Raw genomic sequence first — 17,920 nt, 5'->3', positions numbered from 1 at the left:
GACCCCGCCCCGATCACGCCATTCACCGCCGCGCATCGAATCGAGGAGCATTGCATGCCTCCTGCCGAACGACCGGACCGCTCGCCCGCCCCCCAGCCGAAACCCTCCTGGGGCCCGGGAAAGAATGCAGCACTCAGCTTCGTCGCGTTTGCCACGATCTTCGGCCTATTCGCGTATGCCGAGCGAGACACGACGGTCGGCCACCCGAGCGTGGCGCACGACATTTCCGGCGCAATCGGAACCGCGGTCGGAAAGTATCGCAACGCGATCGTGACCCTGGCCTCCCGCGCGAGCGCGTCGTCCGGCACATCCGTCGCGCGCGTGCCGGCGTCGACACGCGCGCAGGCCACACCGCCCGCGCCGCCATGGCAGGCCGCGTCGGCGTCGGCAGCACCCGAGGTATCGACCGTGCCGCCCGTCACGCTCACGGTCGCACCGGAACCCGCGCCGCACCCCGCTTCCCGCGCCGTCGCGACGCACCGGCGGCCGTCGCATGCGCCACCGGTGGCACTCGCGGCCGGTACGCAGCAGGCAACCGCCTCCGGTCGCGCCGCCACGCGGCACGGCGCCACGCATCGGCCGCCGCATGCGGACACGCTGGCAGGCACGGACAAGCGGATGGACTTCGCGCCCAAACCCCGGACATACCGCACCGACGCCACGCGCATGCAGACGGCGAGCGTCACGCACGCGGAACTGGAAAGCGCGCGTGCGCTGGCGAAGGCGCGCTCGTGTGCGGTGATCGACGAATGGAACTGTGTCGAGCAAAACGCGAGCCGCGCGCTCGCGATCGACCCGACGAACAGCGAATCGCGTGCGTTGCTCGGCCAGGCGATCCGTAACCGGCTGTGAGCCGGCGCCGCATTGCCGGGCACTCGCAGCCCGGCCGCGCGACACGCGACGACGTACGTCGTCACGCGTGTCACCGATGTGATCGTTTCGAAAGGAGGACACCTCGTGGCCAACAATCATCAACAATCCTGCACGGCCGTCGCTCCGTCCAACCGGCGGATCCTCCTGCATGCGCCACTGGTATTGCTGCTCGTCGCGTCCGGCCCCTGCTTCTCCGCCGAAGGCGATACGGAGTCGGGCGGCCGCATCAGTGAAATCGCCGGGTCCGCCGGCGCACCGGATCGGGGGCCGCCCGACGCGTCGGCACAAGGTTCGCCCGCGCCGGATGTGCAACCGCCGAATGCGCGGACGCTGATCGCGCAGGCATCGAGTGCGCAGATGCCCGACGCGTCAACGCCCGCCGCTTCACAGTCCGATCCACAGTCCGGTCAGCCGCCCGGTCCGCAAACTCCGGGGGCACCGACGTCGAGCCCGTCGACACCCGGCATGCCGGCGCCGAATGCACAGGCCCCCGGCGCGCAGCCACCCGCCCCCCAGGTACCCGAAGCCCAGGCGCCGAACGCGCAGATACCCGACCTCCGCACCGCCGATCCGGCCACGGTCCGCAACGACGTGTTCGGTCTCGCGTCGAGCGGCGGCGCGGTCAAGGCGCTGGAGGAAGCGAAAGCGCGCCCCGACGTGTTCTCCGCGGTCGATCTCGCGCGGCTCGAGGAACTGTCGATCCGCCAGCAGGTGCGCGGCGGACGCGACAAGTCGCGCTCGATGACGAGCCCCGACCGCTTCGACGGGATCGACAGCGCGCTCGCCGCCGCGAACGACCTCGACAAGCGGATGCCGTCCACGCCCGAGTATTCGCCGGTCAGGACGGCGCTCGCCGGCGACCGGACGGTAGCGCTGGCGGCACGCGGCGAGATGAAGCAGGCCGTCGCGACATTCGAGACGATTCCGCCGGACGCGGAGATTTCGATCGACGCACTGGCGGCCGTCGGCGATGCGTACCTGTACCTGAGCGAACCGGGCAAGGCCAACGCGGTATACCAGCGCGCGCTGAAGCAGGCGACCGCGCCGCAGGCCGACATCGCGACGCGCGGCTTCCAGTACGGCGCACGCACGCGCCCGATCGAATTGCGCGAGGGGCTGTTCTGGTCGTACGTCGACCAGGGACGCGCGGCCGATGCGAACCAGGTGCTCGAGGACATGGGCAAATCGCTGCCGCCGGCCAAGGACGTGCGCACCTGGGGGCCGGAAAACGACGACTACCTGCGCTACTACCGGCTGCGCGCGCAATACCTGATCTATACGGGCCGGGTGGACGAAGGGATCGCCTCGCTGGAAAAGCTCGAGAAGGAAGTGCCGTTCAACGCGGAAGTCCGCGCCGCGCATGCCGACGCCGTCTCGGGCCAGTCGCACCCGCGCCAGGCGATCGCGATGTATCGCGCGTCGCTGACCGACCACCCGGACAGCGTCGAGATGCTCGCGGGGCTCGGCCGCGCATCGCTTACGGCGGACGATTACGCGAGCGCGAGGAACGTCGACCAGACCCTGGGCAACACGTTCCCGGACAGCGGCGCCGTGCGCGGGTTCAAGCGCGACTACAAGGCGTACCGCAGCCCCGTGTTCACGACCGACCTGAGCTTCGAGCACGGCAACAGCGCACTGGCCGACAACAGCTTCACGTCGGACAGCTATGTGTATTCCCAACCGTTCGGCGACAACTGGCGTGTCTTCTCGCATACGTTCTTCGGCCATGCCCAGACCGACGGCGGCAGCGTCAGCCGCACGCGCACGGGCGTCGGCGGCGACTACCGGCACGGGCCGCTCACCGTGCTGGGCGAAGTCACGCGCTCGTTCGGCTCGGACGGCCGAACCGGCGGCCGCGGGTCGATCGCGTACGCGCTGAACGACTACTGGACGGTCGGCGCCGGGCTCGACACCAACGACAACTCGCTGCCGTGGAAGGCGTATGCGGCGCACATCTGGGGCCGCTCCGCGAACGTCTCGATCGTGTATCGGCAGAGCGACCGCCGCGAAGTCAAGCTGAGCTACGGCGTGAGCCGCTACAGCGATTCGAACCTGCACCAGGAGATTTCCGCGACGGGCACGCAGCGCGTGTACACGTCCGCGAACCAGCTCGTCAACGTGTCGCTGGACCTCGGCACCGACAGCAACACGCGCCAGGACGCCCCCTACTTCAACCCGGGCCGCGACTATGCGGCCGCGGCGACCGTCATGCACCAGCTGACGCTGTGGAAGAAAGGCGACATGTCGCTGCAGCAGCGCCTGTCGGCGTCAGGCGGTGTGTACAACGAGCGCGGCTTCGGCACGAGCCCGCTGTGGACCGCGCGCCTCGAGCACGCGTGGACGTTCAAGCACGACATCACGCTGACCTACGGCGTCGAAATCAGCAGTCATGCGTACGACGGCCAGCGCGAGCGCTCCGAAACCGGCTTCCTGTCGGTCAACCTGCCGTTCTAGCAAGGAGATCGCACAATGCAATCCAGACGGACCTTCATGTGCGGATGCCTCGGTACGTTTGCGGCCTGTTCGTTGTTCCCGAGCGTGACCAATGCCAAGATGATCGACCTGCTGCCGCCGTCCGATCCGGTCGACGGCAAGACGTTCCGCGTGATCTGCCTGCATGACGTGCGCGACAACCTGCTCGCGACGTTCTCGTCGTCGACGATGGTCGATCCGTTCGCGGTCGACACCGGCACGCTGACGGCCATCTTCTCGTGGCTGCAGACCAACAACTATCACACCATCACGGTCAAGCAGATCGAAGCGTCGCGGCACGGCGGCAAGCCGCTGCCGCCGCGCGCGGTGTTGCTCATGTTCGACGACGGCTACAGCAGCCACTACACGAAAGTCCTGCCGCTGCTCGAGCGCTTCAAGTATCCGGCCGTGATGGGCATCGTCACCGCCTGGATCGACGCGCCGCTGGATACGCCGATCAAGATCAGCGACAAGATCCAGATGCCGCGCGACTACTTCATGACGTGGGACCAGGTGAAGAAGGTCGGCCAGTCGGAATTCGTCGAGCTCGGCTGCCACACTCACAACCTTCATCACGGCGCGGTCGCGAATCCGCAGGGCAACGAACTGCCGGCGACCACGTCGCACCTTTACCTGCAGGACCAGAAACGCTATGAAACCGACGCCGAATTCGAAGCGCGCGTGCACGACGACCTGCAGACGTGCGTGCGGCAGATCCGCGAACGCACCGGCATCGTCGCACGCTCGATGGTCTGGCCATACGGCGCGGAAAACCAGCCCGTGCGCAAGATCTCGACGTCGCTCGGCATGGATATCCAGTTCAGCCTCGACGCCGGCCCGAATACGCCGGACGTGCCGCTCGACCGGTTGCGGCGGATCCTGATGATGTACGACGTCGACATCGGCGGGTTCGAGCGGTCGATGCGCGAGCCGGCCTCCAACCGCGGCGACGTCGACATTCCCGAGCGCGTCGTGCAGGTCGATCTCGACCAGGTCTACGATCCCGATCCGGCGCGCCAGGAAGCGAATCTCGGCAAGCTGATCGAGCGCATCTACCGGATGCAGCCGAAATCGGTGTACCTGCAGGCATTCGCCGACCCGAAGGGCACGGGTGTCGCGGAATCGCTGTATTTCCCGAACCGGCACCTGCCGATGCGCGGCGACCTGTTCTCGCGCGCCGCCTGGCAGCTCAGCACGCGCTCGAACGTGCAGGTGTATGCGTGGATGCCGGTGCTCGCGTTCCGGCCGCGGGCGGACCAGCATCGCGGCCTCGAGGCCGTCAGCGCCTACGGCGGCGCGCCGGCGCGCGAGAACGGCTCGCGCGTGTACCGCCTGAGCCCGTTCGACCCCGAAGCGCGGCTGTTCATCGAGCAGATCTACGAGGATCTCGGCAAGTACGCGTCGTTCAGCGGCATCCTGTTCAGCGACGACGCCGTGCTCGACGATTACGAGGACGCCGGCCGGCACGCGCTGAGCACGTATGCGCAATGGGGCCTGCCGGCCGACATCGGCAAGATCCGCGCGACACCCGACCTGATGAAGCGCTGGACGCGGCAGAAGAGCCGCTACCTGATCGACCTGACGCGCCAGCTCGAACAGATCGTGCTCGCGAACCAGAACGCGGGCGACGTGCTGACGGCGCGCAACATCTTCGCGCTGCCGGTGCTGAAGCCGGAATCGGAAGCGTGGTTCGCGCAGAACTACGACGATTTCCTCGCCACCTACGACTTCGTCGCGCTGATGGCGATGCCGTACATGGAACAGGCGCAGGACCCCGAACGCTGGATGGACCAGCTCGTCGACGCCGTCCGCGCGAAACAGCTCGGCACCAGGCGCACCGTGTTCGAGCTGCAGTCGTACGACTGGCACGCGCGCAAGGACATCGGCGGCACCGCGCTGCTCGCGCAGATGCGGCGCCTGCGCAGCAAGGGCGCGGTGAACTTCGGCTACTACCCGGACAACTTCCTGAACAACCAGCCGGATCTCGACACGATGCGCGACGTGATGTCGCTGAAGTCGCGCCTCGATCCGACCTCGATCAACGCGCTGATGCAGATGCAGAAGACACAGGGGACGAAGACGCCATGACCAGCCACAGCATCATCCAGCGCCTGCAGGATTTCGTCTTCTACTACCCGTTCTTCATGTCGTATCTGTGGATGATCGGCGGTGTCGTCCATTACTTCCTGCTCGAGGAAGGGCGCGTGCTGTCGACGCGCACGATCGCGGCGAGCGGCATCCCGAAGATCTCGATCGTCGTGCCCTGCTTCAACGAAGCCGCGAACGCGCGCAGCGTGATCCAACACCTGGACGGGATGCAGTATCCGAACTACGACATCATCGCGGTCAACGACGGCAGCCGGGATCGCACCGGCGAGATTCTCAACGAACTGGCCGTCGAGATCCCGCGGCTGCTCGTGATCCATCACGCGCGCAACGAAGGCAAGGCGGTCGGGCTCACGACCGCGGCCGCTGTGTCGAACGCGGAATTCCTGCTGTGCATCGACGGCGATTCGCTGCTCGCGCACGATGCGATCGGCTGGATGCTCGAGCACTTCCTGACCGACCCGGGCGTCGGCGCCGTGACCGGCAACCCGCGCATCCGCACACGCACGTCGCTGCTCGGCCGCATGCAGGTCGGCGAATTCTCGTCGATCGTCGGGCTGATCAAGCGCACGCAGCAGGTGTACGGCCGCATCTTCACGGTGTCGGGCGTCGTCACGATGTTCCGCAAGACCGCGCTCGCCGACGTCGGCTACTGGAGCTCGGACATGCTGACCGAGGACATCGACATCAGCTGGAAGCTGCAATGCCGCGACTGGCGCGTCGTATACGAGCCGCACGCGCTCAGCTGGATCCTGATGCCCGAGACGCTGATGGGGCTCTACCGGCAGCGGCTGCGCTGGTCGAAAGGCGGCATCCAGGTGCTGCTGAAATATGCGGGCACGCTCGCGCGGCCGACGCAGATGATGATGTGGCCGCTGTTCGCCGAGTACCTGATCGGCATCGCGTGGGCCTATTCGATGTCGTTCATCCTGCTGCTCGCGCTGGTGAACGTCGTCCATCCGCTGCCGCTGAGCTGGCACGTATCGGTCGTGCCGCACTGGCACGGGATGTTGCTGGTTGCGACCTGCATCCTGCAACTGATCATCGGCAGCATGATCGATCGTCAGTATGACGAAAAACTCCTGATGTACTTCCTGGACACCATCTGGTACCCCGTTGCTTTCTGGCTGATCAGCATGATCACTACCGTCGTCGCCCTGCCGGCCGTCGTGCTGCGGGGCCGCGGCAAGCGGGCCGTGTGGGTCAGCCCCGACCGAGGCATTCAACATGAAGAACGCGCCGATTATTGACCTCTCCCTGCGCACGCCGCGCGAAATGCTCGCCGAACGCGGCCGCGTCGCCGGGCCCGCGCTGGTCGTCTGGTTCCGGCTCCTGCGGCCCGCGCTGGTGGGCGCCGTATGGGCGTCGATCTGCATCTATACGTATCGCTACCTGCTGCCGTTCAACCCGGCCGAGATGCCGATCGAACAGATGGTGTTCTACGCGACCAGCATCGCGATCATCGCGGGCACCATCGTCATGTGGCTGATCGCCGGGCGCGTCGTGCATCCGCTGGCGTTCCGGCTGCGCGTGTCGAAGATGCTGCGGCGTTCGGCCAGCGCGAAGGTGCGCTCGGTGCCGCCGACCGTGCTGGCCAGCGCCCGTCGGCGCGGCGCGCGCCGCACGACACGCATTCTCGTCGCGTCGCACGACGCGAACGGCTCGATTTCAGGCATCGAATGGGTCGCCCACGCGGGGCCGCCGCCCCGCGAGTAGGTCAGCGGAGCCGCGCCGCCGCGCACGGGACCGCATCGGTGCCGCGCGGCGCCACTCCTGAAGCCGCACTGCCGCGCTGTGCCGGCAGGCCGGCAACCTTTTGCAGTTTTTGCGGACGAGGTGAATCATGTGCGGAATCGTCGGAGCAAGCGGCCTGAACAATCAGGTGCCGCAACTGGTCAATGCGCTGAGCCGGCTCGAGTATCGCGGCTACGATTCGTGCGGCATCGCCGTGCAGGACGACGGCCGCCTGCGCAGCGAGCGCACGCTGCGGCGCGTGACCGACCTGCAGGCCCGCGTGCTGACGCTGGGCCTCGAGGCGCAAACCTGCATCGCGCATACGCGCTGGGCGACACACGGCGCACCGTCGGAAATGAACGCGCATCCGATCATGTCCGGCGACACGATCGCGGTCGTGCACAACGGCATCATCGAGAACCACGACGCGCTGCGCGCGGAGCTGCGCGAGCGCGGCTACACGTTTCGCGGCCAGACCGACACCGAGGTGATCGCGCACCTGATCCACAGCCTCTATCGCGACGACCTGTTCGACGCGGTCGTGCGCGCGGTGAAGCGGCTGCACGGCGCATACGCGATCGCCGTGCTCAGCGCGCGCGAGCCGCAGCGCCTCGTCGCCGCGCGCGCGGGCTCGCCGCTCGTGATCGGCATCGGGGCCGAACAGAACTACCTCGCATCGGATTGCGCGGCGCTCGGCGACCTGACCGACCGCTTCGTTTACCTGGAGGACGGCGACGTCGCGCTGATCACGCCGGAGCGCATCGCCGTGGTCGACTCGGGCGGACACGATGCCCAGCGCCCACTGTGCCAGGTGAAGGCGCGCGAAGGCGACGCCGCGCTCGGCCCGTACCAGCACTTCATGCAGAAGGAGATCTTCGAGCAGCCGAAGGCGATCGACAACACGCTCGACGGCATCGACACGATCTCGCCGGCGCTGTTCGACACGACCGACGACGCGCGCGCGCGACTGTCGAGAGTCAGGAGCGTGCTGCTGCTCGGCTGCGGCACCAGCTACTACGCGGGCCTGACCGCAAAATACTGGCTCGAGTCGATCGCGGGCGTGCCTGCCCAGGTCGAGATCGCCAGCGAGTTCCGTTACCGCGACACGGTGGCCGATCCGCGCACGCTCGTCGTCGGCATTTCGCAATCGGGCGAAACCGCCGACACGATCGGCGCGATCGAGCGGGCGCGCGACATGGGCCAGGAACTGTCGATGGCGATCTGCAACGTGGCGACCAGCACGATCGCGCGCAACGCGCCGCTGCGGTTCCTGACACGGGCCGGCATCGAGCTCGGCGTCGCGTCGACCAAGGCGTTCACGACGCAGCTCGTCGCGCTGTTCGTGCTGACGCTGACGCTCGCGCAGCTGCGCGGCCGGCTCGACGCGGCGCAGGTCGCGCTGCACCTGAAGCAGTTGCGTGCGCTGCCCGAGCGCATCGGCCACGCGCTCGCGCTCGAAACGCAGATCATGGGCTGGGCCGCGAAGTTCGCGCGTACCGAAAACGCGCTGTTCCTCGGGCGCGGCATTCATTTTCCGATCGCGCTGGAAGGCGCACTGAAGCTCAAGGAGGTGTCGTACATCCACGCCGAAGGCTACGCGGCCGGCGAACTGAAGCACGGCCCGCTCGCGCTCGTCACGAGCGCGATGCCGGTCGTCACGATCGCGCCGGACGACCGCCTGTTCCAGAAGCTGAAGTCCAACATGGCCGAGGTGCGCGCGCGCGGCGGGCGGCTCTACGTGCTGGCGGGCAGCGCACTCGACATCGACGCCGACCGCGACACGCACCTGATCCGCGTGCGCGAATCGAGCGACCTGCTGTCGCCGATCGTCAACGTGATCCCGCTGCAACTGCTCGCGTATCACGTCGGCTGCGCGCGCGGCGCCGACGTCGACAAGCCGCGCAACCTCGCGAAATCGGTGACCGTCGAATGAGGTGGCGAGCGCGCCCGGCGCAGGCGGTCGCGCGGTGCGTCGCGGCCGCGCTGTGCGGCGCATGCGGCATCGTCACGGCGCCGCCGGCCGTCGCCGCCACGCCGGCCGTGCATACGGTCGCCGTGCCGGCCGCCCCGGCCCCCCACCCGGCCGCCGATCCGCGCAGCTTCATGCACGGCATCGGCGTGGCCGACGCCGGCAGCGGCAAGCGCTGGGTGTTCTTCAGCAGCTCGGGCATCGTGCCGCGCGGCGCGATGCGCAACGGCAACTGGCCGCATGACGTGTACGTCGGAGAATGGCTGCCCGGCGGGTCGCACCTGCTGCACGTCCATACGTTCATCAGCCGCCCCGAGGCGCAGGAACCGGTGTCGATCGCGCAGAACGCGCGCGGCGACATCTTCGTCACGTTCGAGGACGGCTGGAACGCGCCGCAGGAAGTCAGCCAGCGCTACGGCGTTTACCGCCGCGACCTGAAACCGGTCAAGCCCTACCCGAACGACGTCGAATCGGGCGGCCACTCGGGGCACGTCGCCACGGCTGCCGACCGCTTCGTCGTGTTCTATTCCGCCGACTGGATCGACGGCGGCGGCGTCGACAACCTCGGCACCGGCAACGGCGTCTACGTGAAGACCTACGACGCGGCCGGGCGCGTGCTGAACCACGTCGCGGTCGCGCCGCACCGCCGTGAGTGGTGGCCCATGGTCGCGGGCTCGCCGCATGCCGCGCTGCTCGTGTGGCAGAAGTTCATCGAAGGCAGCACGGACGCGACGCTCGAATACGCGATGTTCGACCCGGTCACCGCGAAGCTGGACAAGCTGGGAACGCTGAACGACGCGATCCAGTACTACGTTTACGCGTCGGCGTATGTGCCGGAGATCGACCGCTTCATCGTCGTCACGACGACGGCGGACGATCGCGGCATCGCGATGCTGATCGCGCCGGACGGCCGCCGCACGGCGACGCTCGACTGCCTGCCGGCGTCGGTGCGCGAATCGGGCATCGGGGTGTCCGGCACGCATGCGTACGTGCCGATCCGCGACGGGCGGCTGCTGACGCTGGCGCTCGGGCCGGCGGACATCGCGGTCGGCGGCGTGCAGCGTTCGCCGATTCCGTGGGGCACGACGGGCATCGCCGGTTTCCCGGCGCGCGGCAACGCGATGCATTTCGTGTCGCTGACGCCGTCGGGCACGCGCGAAGCCGATTTCGAGCCGGCGCACGACACGCCGATGCCGAAAAGCGCAGTGCCTTGTTCGAGTCATTGAAGCGACGACGCGCAAGTGTCGCGCGGCGCATGCCGGATGAGTGCGGTCAGTCCGCGTTTTCGCGCGCCAGTCCAAACCGCGCCACGCAATGCCACACCCATTTGGCCGTCTGATAGTCGAGTGTGCCGTCGCGCGCGCGGCCGAGCACGGCCGGCGTCACGATGCGGTCGACGGCGATGCGTTCGATCGCGTCGGCGGCCGCCTGCCCGCGGAATTGCGCGCACTCGGCCAGCCGGTCGAGCGACAGCCGGAAGCCGTCGTGCCACTCGATCCGGCAGCCCGACCGCGTCGCCGCGGCCTCGACCGGCGTATCGCGATAGCTCGGATCGAGCACGATCGCGTCGACATCGTCGTCCAGACTGACCACGCCATGCACCTGCGCCTCGATGTAGTTGTCGAGCAGCGGATCGAGGCCGGCGCGGTTTTCGGCTGCGAGCGCGATCAGCGCCGTGCAGTCGTGAATCGCGAAATGCTCGGGCCGGTAATGGCTGTCGGGGTAACAGAAGGTCGTGCGCCGATGCGCGTCGCCATGCAGGCGCAAATGACAGGACCCGAAGCGGCGCGACCCGCCGACGGGATCGCCCAGATGGTTCAGCGCGCCGTACTTCGGCCGCAGCGCGGGGTCGGCGGCATCGTACGCCTGCCCGAACATCCGGCTTTCCCACAGCCAGCGATCGCCGCCGGGATACGCGGTGAGGCCGCCGTTGCTCGTCGCCGTCTCGAACTGGGACCGGTAGATGCCATCGAGGACGATCCGCTCGAGCGTGCCCATACCGTCGGACGGCATGTCCGGATGAAAATTGAGCGTGACGGGAAATGCCTGGCCTTGCCGCGCCGGCGGCCACGATCGTCGGATATGGGCAAGCGCCCGCTCTGCCGGGGAGTCCATGCGTGTTGTCCGGTCTCGTTGAATGCCGCCCGGCCGCGCGGCGCCGACGGTATCCTCGGGCCCGCGGCCTGACGTCGGGTGCGGCCGGCCGCACCCGGTGCGTGACGAAGCACGATACACCGTCGCGCGGAACCGGTCACCCGCCCCGCGCCGCAGTCGCCAGCGCCGCGCGTACCGGATAGACTGTCGCCCGATTCCTTCCATCGGCCGCGGCGCCCGCCTCCTGCCGCCGCCGGAACGCCCCTTCCCGGAGAACGAATGCTGAAGCGCCAGTGGTTTTCGCTCGTGCTGCTGACGGTTTGCCTGTTCGGACAACGCGCGTCGGCCCAGTCCACGCTCGAACTCGACACCGACGGCACGGCCCGCCCCCTCACCCGGCAGACGCTGCTCGCACGCCCCGACGCGACGGACATCCGTGTGCCGCGCGACATCGCGTACGGCCGGCCGATGACATTCCGCGCGGTGCCGTTTGCCGCGCTGCTCGGCGACACGCCGCTGCCCGCCGACGGCGTGCTCGAAACGCGCGCCGCCGACGGCTTCGCCGCGCAACTGCCGCTGGACCTCGTGCGCCGCCGTGCGCCGGCCGGCGCCATTCCGTGGCTCGCGATCGAGGACCCGGCCCATCCGTGGCCGAAGCTGCCCGGCAAGCAGGTCAGCGCGGGGCCGTTCTATCTGGTGTGGCTCGGGCCGGACGCCGCGTCGGTGCGCGGCGAGCAGTGGCCGTACCAGATCGTGCGCGTCACGATCGAATCGTCGCCGCTCGCGCGCTGGCCGTCGCTTGCCGTGGATGCCGCGTTGCCTGCCGACGACCCGGCCCGCGCGGGGCAGCACCTGTTCGTCACGCAATGCCTCGCGTGCCACCGGCTCGACGGCGCGGGCAGCAGCCATGCCGGCCCCGACCTGAACACGCCGATGAACCCGGTCGACTACTTCCAGCCGGCCGCGCTGCGCCGCTACATCCGCAACCCGGCATCGGTGCGCGACTGGCCGGGCCGCGTCATGCCGGCGTTTCCGCCCGACCAGTTGAGCGACCGGGAACTCGACCAGATCGTCGCGTATCTCGCGTATATGGCGCGGCGCAAGGCCGCTCGATAACGCGCGGCCCGATTGCACGAGGAACGTTGATGACTTCAGGCGACCCGCTGTTCACCATCGCATCGATCGACGCCGCGCAGACGCACCCGCTCCGGGCGGCGATCCTGCTGAACGGCGACCTGAACGCCTGCGAACTGGCTGGCGACCGTGCGCCGACGACGCTGCATGTCGGCGTGCGCGACGGCCAGTCGAACATCGTGGCGGTCGCGTCGCTCTGCGAGGAGTTGCGCGACGACGATCCGGCACGGCCCGCGTGGCGGCTTCGCGGGATGGCCGTCGACCCTGCCGTTCGCGGCATGGGCTTCGGGCGCGTGCTGGTGCAGGTATGCGTGCGGCATGCGCAAGCGCACGGGGCCGCGCTCGTGTGGTGTACGGCACGCGAAGTGGCGTACCGGTTCTATGAAAAGCTCGGGTTCGCGTCCGATGGTGAGATGGTGACGATGCCGGGGCGCACCGATACGGCGTTTTACGTGATGCGCCGATACATCGATCGGCATTCGCCAGTGGCCTGACGCGAATTTCGCGTTCGCGGCGCCAGGCCGAAACCGGCACGGCCCGGCGCACACCGTGCCGCCGGGCCGCTGCCGTCACGCTGGGGCTCAGGCCTCTTGCGCGCTCCGCAACACCGCCCGCAACAGCACATCCGCCCCCGCCGCCGCCCACTCGGGCGTAATCGCTTCGGCCTCGTTGTGGCTCAACCCGTCGACGCACGGCACAAAGATCATCCCGGTCGGCGCAACGCGCGCGACATAACATGCGTCATGACCCGCGCCGGACACGATGTCCAGGTGCGACAGCCCGAGCGAGCGTGCCGCGTCACGCACCGCGTCGATGCAGCGCGGCGCGAACGGGATCGGCGCATACGTGAAAATCTGCTCGATCTGCGCACCGAGGCCCGTTTCATCGGCCACACGCGCCAGTTCGGCGCGCAGCGCGGCGTCCAGTTCGTCGAGCACCGCATCGTCCGGATGACGAAACTCGACCGTGAAGAAGCAGCCGCCCGGCACCGTGTTGCGCGAGTTCGGCCGCGCCTCGATCATCCCGACCGTCGCGCGTGCGTCCGGCGCGTAACGACGGCCGAGCACCTCGATGAACGCGATCATCCGCGCGGCGCCGACCAGCGCATCACGGCGGACCTCCATCGGCGTCGTGCCCGCGTGCGCGTCGACGCCGGTGAGCGTCACTTCGTACCAGCGCTGCCCCTGCCCGCCCGTCACGACACCGATCGTCTTGCCGGCCCGTTCGAGAATCGGGCCCTGCTCGATATGCAGTTCATACGCCGCGTGCACCGGATAACCGCCGACGGGCTCGGTGCCCGCGTAGCCGATCCGCGCCAGTTCCTCGCCGATCGTCCTGCCCGCGCCGTCGGTGCGCGACAGCCCGTATTCGAGCGTATAGACACCCGAGAACACGCCGGCCGACACCATCGCCGGCGCGAAGCGCGAGCCTTCCTCGTTGGTCCAGATCACGACGTCGATCGGGCGCTCGGTCTCGACGCCCGCGTCGTTCAGCGCGCGCACGACCTCGAGCCCGCCGAGCACGCCGTAGATGCCGTCGTAGCGGCCGCCCGTCGGCTGCGAATCGGCGTGCGAGCCCGTCATGACCGGCGCGGCGGCGGGATTGCGCCCCGGGCGGCGTGCGAACACGTTGCCCATCCGGTCCACGCGCACCGTGCAGCCGGCGTCCTGCGCCCATTGCACGAACAAGTCGCGCGACTCGCGATCGAGGTCGGTCAGCGCAAGACGGCAGACGCCGCCCTTCGGCGTCGCACCGATCTGCGCCATCCGTTCGAGCGACGCCCACAGGCGGTCGCCGTCGACGCGCGGCGCGCTTACGATATCCACGTTGCCGCGATCGTCACGCATCGCCGTTCTCCGGCGCGGATTGCAGTGCGTAACGGAAATCGCAGCGCTTGCCGCCCTGCATGATCGTGCTCGTGCGCGTGAGCGCGATGTCCGGCGCATAACCCTGGATGAAATGGCTGTCGCGCGCGCAGCTCAGCAGATGCCCGATCTCGCCGAGCCCCATCGCGTGATACATCTCCGCGTAGCTGCAGCGATGCACGTCGTAGTCGTAGTGCGCGTCGTCCGCGCGCCGCACCTCGACGTCGAGCGCATCGTCCTTCTCCCACAGCACCTGCAGCGCGATGAACGACTTCACGCTCGTGCCGCCCGGCTCCTGCGCGGCGAACGTGCGGCCGGCGTCGACGGCCGCGCCGCGCACGGCTTCCGCGATCACGGCCTGCGCGCGCTCGGCGCCGAACTCGCGCTTCATGATCTCGTAGATCGGCTTGATGATTTCCGCTTCGATGCGGCGCCGCGCGAGGATCCCGAGGCGTGTGTCCTCGGGTGCGGCGGCGGATGTCTGGGTCGCTTCGGTCATGGGGATCGTCCGGGTCGTTTTATCGATGTATTGCGCTGTGTCGCGCCGTGTCGTTTCGCTTACTTGGTTGCGGTGCGCGAGCCGCCGAGCACGTCGACGACGGTCCACTTGCCGCCGCGCACCTGGTAGATCGTGAAGGCCGGGTCCTTCAGGTTGCCTTCGCCGTCGAACGCGATCCGCCCCGTCACGCCGGGCCGGTCGATCGCACGCACCGCCGCGACCAGCTTCGCCGGCTGCGTCGCGCCGGCCTTCTGCGCGGCCGCGATCAGCGTGGCCGCCGCGTCGTACGCGAACGGCGCATGCAGTTCGATCGGCGCACGGAAGCGCGCCTGGTATTGCGTGTCGAATGCCTTGCCGCCCGGCATCCGGTCGAGCGGCAGGCCCGGTTCGAGCGCCGTCACGCCGTCGCCGTCCTTGCCCGCGAGCGACAGGAAGGTCTGGCTCACGAAGCCGCCCGCGCCGAGCAGCGGCGCGTTCACGCCGAGCTGGCGCATCCGGCGCGCGATCGGCGCCGCTTGTGCATCGAGGCCGCCGAAGAACACGAGATCCGCGCGCTTGCCCTTGATCGCGGTCAGCACACCGCTGAAATCGGTCGTCTTGTCGTTCACGTACTGGCGATCGACGATCTCCCCGCCGTTCGCCTGCACGCCCTTGATGAACTGGTCGGCGAGCCCCGCGCCGAACGACGTGCGATCGTCGATCACCGCGATACGCTTCGCCTTCAGCGTCTTCACCGCATACGCGCCCGTGAAGTTGCCGCCCGCATCGTCGTGACCCATGATGCGGAAGGCCGTCGCATAACCCTGCTGCGTGTACTGATGGCCGGTGGACGCCGGCGCGATCTGCGGGATGCCCGCATCGCGGTAGACGCGCGATGCCGGCACGCTGCAGCCCGTGTTCCAGTGGCCGACGACGCCGATCACGTGCTGGTCGACGAGTTGCTGCGCGACCGCGACGGCCGTGCGCGGATCCGATTGATCGTCGGCCGCGACGAGCTTGTAGACGACCGGCTTGCCGCCGATGGTCGGATGCTTCGCGTTCGCATCGTCGATCGCGAGTTGCGCGCCGTTCTGCAAGTCCTTGCCGATCCGCGCGGACGGGCCGGTGAGCGGCGCGGCGAGACCGATCAGGACCGTCTGCGGCGCGGATTGCGCGAAGGCGGGAACGGAAGCGACCAGGGCGGCCGCCGAGAATGCGAGGGTGGCGTGGAGGAAAGCGATTTTCATGTGCGGGGATGGGTGGATCGAATCAAAACATGAAAAATATTAAATATTGAGCACCCAAACCCCAAATACCCAATTGTTGGATGCTTATACCGCTGGCCACACATTACCCTATATCACTGTAAATACAGGATATTTTTGTTTTGTCGCTTACCCTGATTTTTCGATAAAATTCGACACATGAAAAATATCGAACAATTGCCGCACGATCCACCGCTGCGCGCGGTGCGTGCGTTCGAAGCTTTCGCGCGCCTCGGGTCGGTGACCGCAGCCGCGGGCGAGCTCGACATCACACCGTCGGCGGTCAGCCATCAGCTGCAGCTGCTCGAAGCGTTCATCCAGACGCCGCTGACGGTGCGCGAGGGCCGGCTGCTCGCGCTCACCGACGAAGGCCGCGATTACTACCGCTCGATCAGCGCCGCGTTCTCGGTGCTGCGCAGCGCGACGCGCTTCGTGCGCGACCGCTCGTCGCTGCGGCAGATCACCGTCAGCCTGATTCCGTTGCTCGGCATCGGCTGGTTCATTCCGAGGCTGCATGCGTTCCTGGCCGACAACACGGACGTCGACGTCACCGTGTTGTACGCGCATCACCGCAACTACCGCAGCGATGCGTCGGACCTGTCGATCCGCTTCGGCACCGGCGACTGGCCCGGCTATCGCTGCGAACGCCTGCTGCCGGGCGCGATGGTGCCAATGTGCAGCCCGTCGTTCCTGAAGCGCCACGGGCCGTTCCGCACGCCGGCCGATCTCTCGCGCGCGCCGCTCGTGCACGACGAGGATCGCAGCACGTGGGTCAACTGGCTGCAGGGCGCCGGGGTGCGACATGTGTCGCACGCGGTGGGGCCGATGTTCGAGGACGGCCAGTTGACGCTGAGCGCCGCGCGCGCGGATCTCGGCGCGGCATTGCTGCGCGCACCGCTGGTCGAACGCGAACTGGCGAATGGCGAGCTCGTGAAGCTGTTCGATCACGCGCTCGACGACGGGCGCGACTACTACCTGTGCACGCGCGAGGACGCGGACATGCCGGACGGGGCGCGGCGGCTGGCGGAGTGGTTGAGGAAGATGGCGGGGATGTGAGCGGGGTACGCTGCGCCGATTCGCTTGCTACCGTCTTGCGGCCGAAAGATCTGGTATATATGATATGCATATCATATATCGGAGGCTATCATGAGCCGAATTCTGGTCGATCTGTCGGACGGCCAACTCGACGAGTTGGCCGTCATCGTCGAGACTCAACATCGTCCCCGCGCCGCAATCATCCGCGACGCGATCGATGCCTATATTGCCTTGCACAAGCACCGGCTTGCCGACGACGTCTTCGGTCTCTGGAAAGATCGCAAGGTCGACGGGCTCACCTATCAGGAAGAACTGCGCTCGGAATGGTAAAAGCTCTCTTCGATACCAATATCCTGATCGACTATCTGGGCGGCGTGGAATCCGCTCGTGCGGAACTGGGCCGCTACGACTATCGGGCGATCAGCACGATCTCGTGGATGGAGGTCCTGGTCGGCACGTCCGCACAGGACGAGGCACCCATCCGCGCGTGGCTGTCGTCGTTCGATGTCATCGCACTGGACAGGCCGGTTGCGAATCGTGCCGTGACAATCCGCAAGGAACGCCGCATACGCCTTCCCGATGCAATCGTCTGGGCATCGGCACAAGTGAACGGTCTACTGCTCGTGTCGCGCAACACGAAGGACTTCCCTGCCACCGAACCCGGCGTTCGCGTGCCCTACAAGCTCTGAGTCAGCGCCAAGTCACCTCCGAGTCCGAGCCCGTTGTATGCGCCGGAACTCGGCCCTCCCGCAGCACCTGATACGAACGCGCGAGACGACCATCCTGCGCACGCAATGTGCCAGCCACTCGCGCCGGCACATCACGCCAAACTGCCCCGCTGTCAACCCGCATTCGTCGGCTATCCGCCCACCGCCCCACAAGCCCCCCCCAAGCC

The 17,920-nt window shown here is 67.9% G+C and carries 16 protein-coding genes; 12 read left to right on the top strand and 4 right to left on the bottom strand.

The annotated features are described in order from the left end of the window. The first annotated feature begins 54 nt into the window (after positions 1–54). From FOZ70_RS35820 to FOZ70_RS35790, 7 genes are all read left to right on the top strand, one after another. On the top strand, positions 55–852 hold the full coding sequence (locus FOZ70_RS35820) for a hypothetical protein (protein ID WP_219707782.1): 798 nt from the start codon (positions 55–57) through the stop codon (positions 850–852). Positions 853–957: 105 nt separating this feature from the next. Beyond that, positions 958–3,327, top strand: coding sequence for a poly-beta-1,6 N-acetyl-D-glucosamine export porin PgaA (pgaA, locus tag FOZ70_RS35815; RefSeq protein WP_219707781.1), 2,370 nt, complete (start codon positions 958–960; stop codon positions 3,325–3,327). Positions 3,328–3,342: 15 nt separating this feature from the next. Further along, positions 3,343–5,433, top strand: coding sequence for a poly-beta-1,6-N-acetyl-D-glucosamine N-deacetylase PgaB (gene pgaB / locus FOZ70_RS35810; RefSeq protein WP_219707780.1), 2,091 nt, complete (start codon positions 3,343–3,345; stop codon positions 5,431–5,433). Further along, on the top strand, positions 5,430–6,701 hold the full coding sequence (gene pgaC, locus FOZ70_RS35805; RefSeq protein ID WP_059650993.1) for a poly-beta-1,6-N-acetyl-D-glucosamine synthase: 1,272 nt from the start codon (positions 5,430–5,432) through the stop codon (positions 6,699–6,701). The genes pgaB and pgaC overlap by 4 nt, the downstream gene beginning before the upstream one ends. Next, positions 6,679–7,167, top strand: coding sequence for a hypothetical protein (locus FOZ70_RS35800; protein WP_021162105.1), 489 nt, complete (start codon positions 6,679–6,681; stop codon positions 7,165–7,167). Before pgaC ends, FOZ70_RS35800 begins: the two co-directional genes overlap by 23 nt. Positions 7,168–7,294: 127 nt before the next feature. Then, the gene (glmS, locus tag FOZ70_RS35795) at positions 7,295–9,118 is read left to right on the top strand and encodes a glutamine--fructose-6-phosphate transaminase (isomerizing) (RefSeq protein ID WP_048026033.1); all 1,824 of its coding nucleotides are present in this window, start codon (positions 7,295–7,297) and stop codon (positions 9,116–9,118) included. After that, positions 9,115–10,380, top strand: a complete 1,266-nt coding sequence (locus tag FOZ70_RS35790) for a hypothetical protein (protein WP_219707779.1) — start codon at positions 9,115–9,117, stop codon at positions 10,378–10,380. Before glmS ends, FOZ70_RS35790 begins: the two co-directional genes overlap by 4 nt. A 46-nt stretch (positions 10,381–10,426) precedes the next feature. Here FOZ70_RS35790 and FOZ70_RS35785 read toward each other — a convergent pair whose 3' ends face one another. Further along, positions 10,427–11,269 carry a DUF3626 domain-containing protein gene (locus FOZ70_RS35785; RefSeq protein ID WP_219707778.1) on the bottom strand — a complete coding sequence of 281 codons (843 nt, stop codon included), beginning with the start codon at positions 11,267–11,269 and terminating at the stop codon, positions 10,427–10,429. Positions 11,270–11,527: 258 nt separating this feature from the next. On the opposite strand from FOZ70_RS35785, the gene FOZ70_RS35780 reads away from it, so the two are divergent. Both FOZ70_RS35780 and FOZ70_RS35775 read left to right on the top strand, forming a co-directional pair. Beyond that, positions 11,528–12,364 (top strand): cytochrome c, encoded by an 837-nt coding sequence (locus FOZ70_RS35780; protein WP_219707777.1) that lies wholly within the window; start codon positions 11,528–11,530, stop codon positions 12,362–12,364. Between the two features lie 29 nt (positions 12,365–12,393). Next, positions 12,394–12,876 carry a GNAT family N-acetyltransferase gene (locus tag FOZ70_RS35775; RefSeq protein WP_219707776.1) on the top strand — a complete coding sequence of 161 codons (483 nt, stop codon included), beginning with the start codon at positions 12,394–12,396 and terminating at the stop codon, positions 12,874–12,876. Between the two features lie 87 nt (positions 12,877–12,963). Here FOZ70_RS35775 and FOZ70_RS35770 read toward each other — a convergent pair whose 3' ends face one another. From FOZ70_RS35770 to FOZ70_RS35760, 3 genes are read right to left on the bottom strand one after another with little or no spacing between them, the layout of a single operon-like run. After that, on the bottom strand, positions 12,964–14,229 hold the full coding sequence (locus FOZ70_RS35770; RefSeq protein ID WP_059857875.1) for a Zn-dependent hydrolase: 1,266 nt from the start codon (positions 14,227–14,229) through the stop codon (positions 12,964–12,966). After that, positions 14,222–14,746, bottom strand: coding sequence for an L-2-amino-thiazoline-4-carboxylic acid hydrolase (locus FOZ70_RS35765; protein ID WP_021160901.1), 525 nt, complete (start codon positions 14,744–14,746; stop codon positions 14,222–14,224). Before FOZ70_RS35765 ends, FOZ70_RS35770 begins: the two co-directional genes overlap by 8 nt. Before the next feature lie 59 nt (positions 14,747–14,805). Beyond that, positions 14,806–15,972, bottom strand: coding sequence for a branched-chain amino acid ABC transporter substrate-binding protein (locus FOZ70_RS35760; protein WP_219707775.1), 1,167 nt, complete (start codon positions 15,970–15,972; stop codon positions 14,806–14,808). Between the two features lie 177 nt (positions 15,973–16,149). Here FOZ70_RS35760 and FOZ70_RS35755 point away from each other — a divergent pair, with 177 nt between their 5' ends. The 3 genes from FOZ70_RS35755 to FOZ70_RS35745 all read left to right on the top strand — a co-directional run bounded on the left by FOZ70_RS35755 (position 16,150) and on the right by FOZ70_RS35745 (position 17,714). Continuing rightward, entirely contained in the window at positions 16,150–17,046 is an 897-nt protein-coding gene (locus tag FOZ70_RS35755) for a LysR substrate-binding domain-containing protein (protein WP_060219579.1), read from the top strand. A gap of 90 nt (positions 17,047–17,136) precedes the next feature. Then, positions 17,137–17,355 (top strand): hypothetical protein, encoded by a 219-nt coding sequence (locus FOZ70_RS35750; protein ID WP_021160898.1) that lies wholly within the window; start codon positions 17,137–17,139, stop codon positions 17,353–17,355. Further along, complete coding sequence (locus FOZ70_RS35745; RefSeq protein WP_219707774.1) at positions 17,349–17,714, top strand: type II toxin-antitoxin system VapC family toxin; 366 nt, start codon at positions 17,349–17,351, stop codon at positions 17,712–17,714. Before FOZ70_RS35750 ends, FOZ70_RS35745 begins: the two co-directional genes overlap by 7 nt. Positions 17,715–17,920 lie beyond the last annotated feature (206 nt).

Source organism: Burkholderia sp. COPS, assembly GCF_019425585.1.
GTDB lineage: Bacteria > Pseudomonadota > Gammaproteobacteria > Burkholderiales > Burkholderiaceae > Burkholderia > Burkholderia cepacia.
Note: the sequence above shows the minus strand (reverse complement) of the source record. Positions and strands in the feature narration are given on the sequence as shown.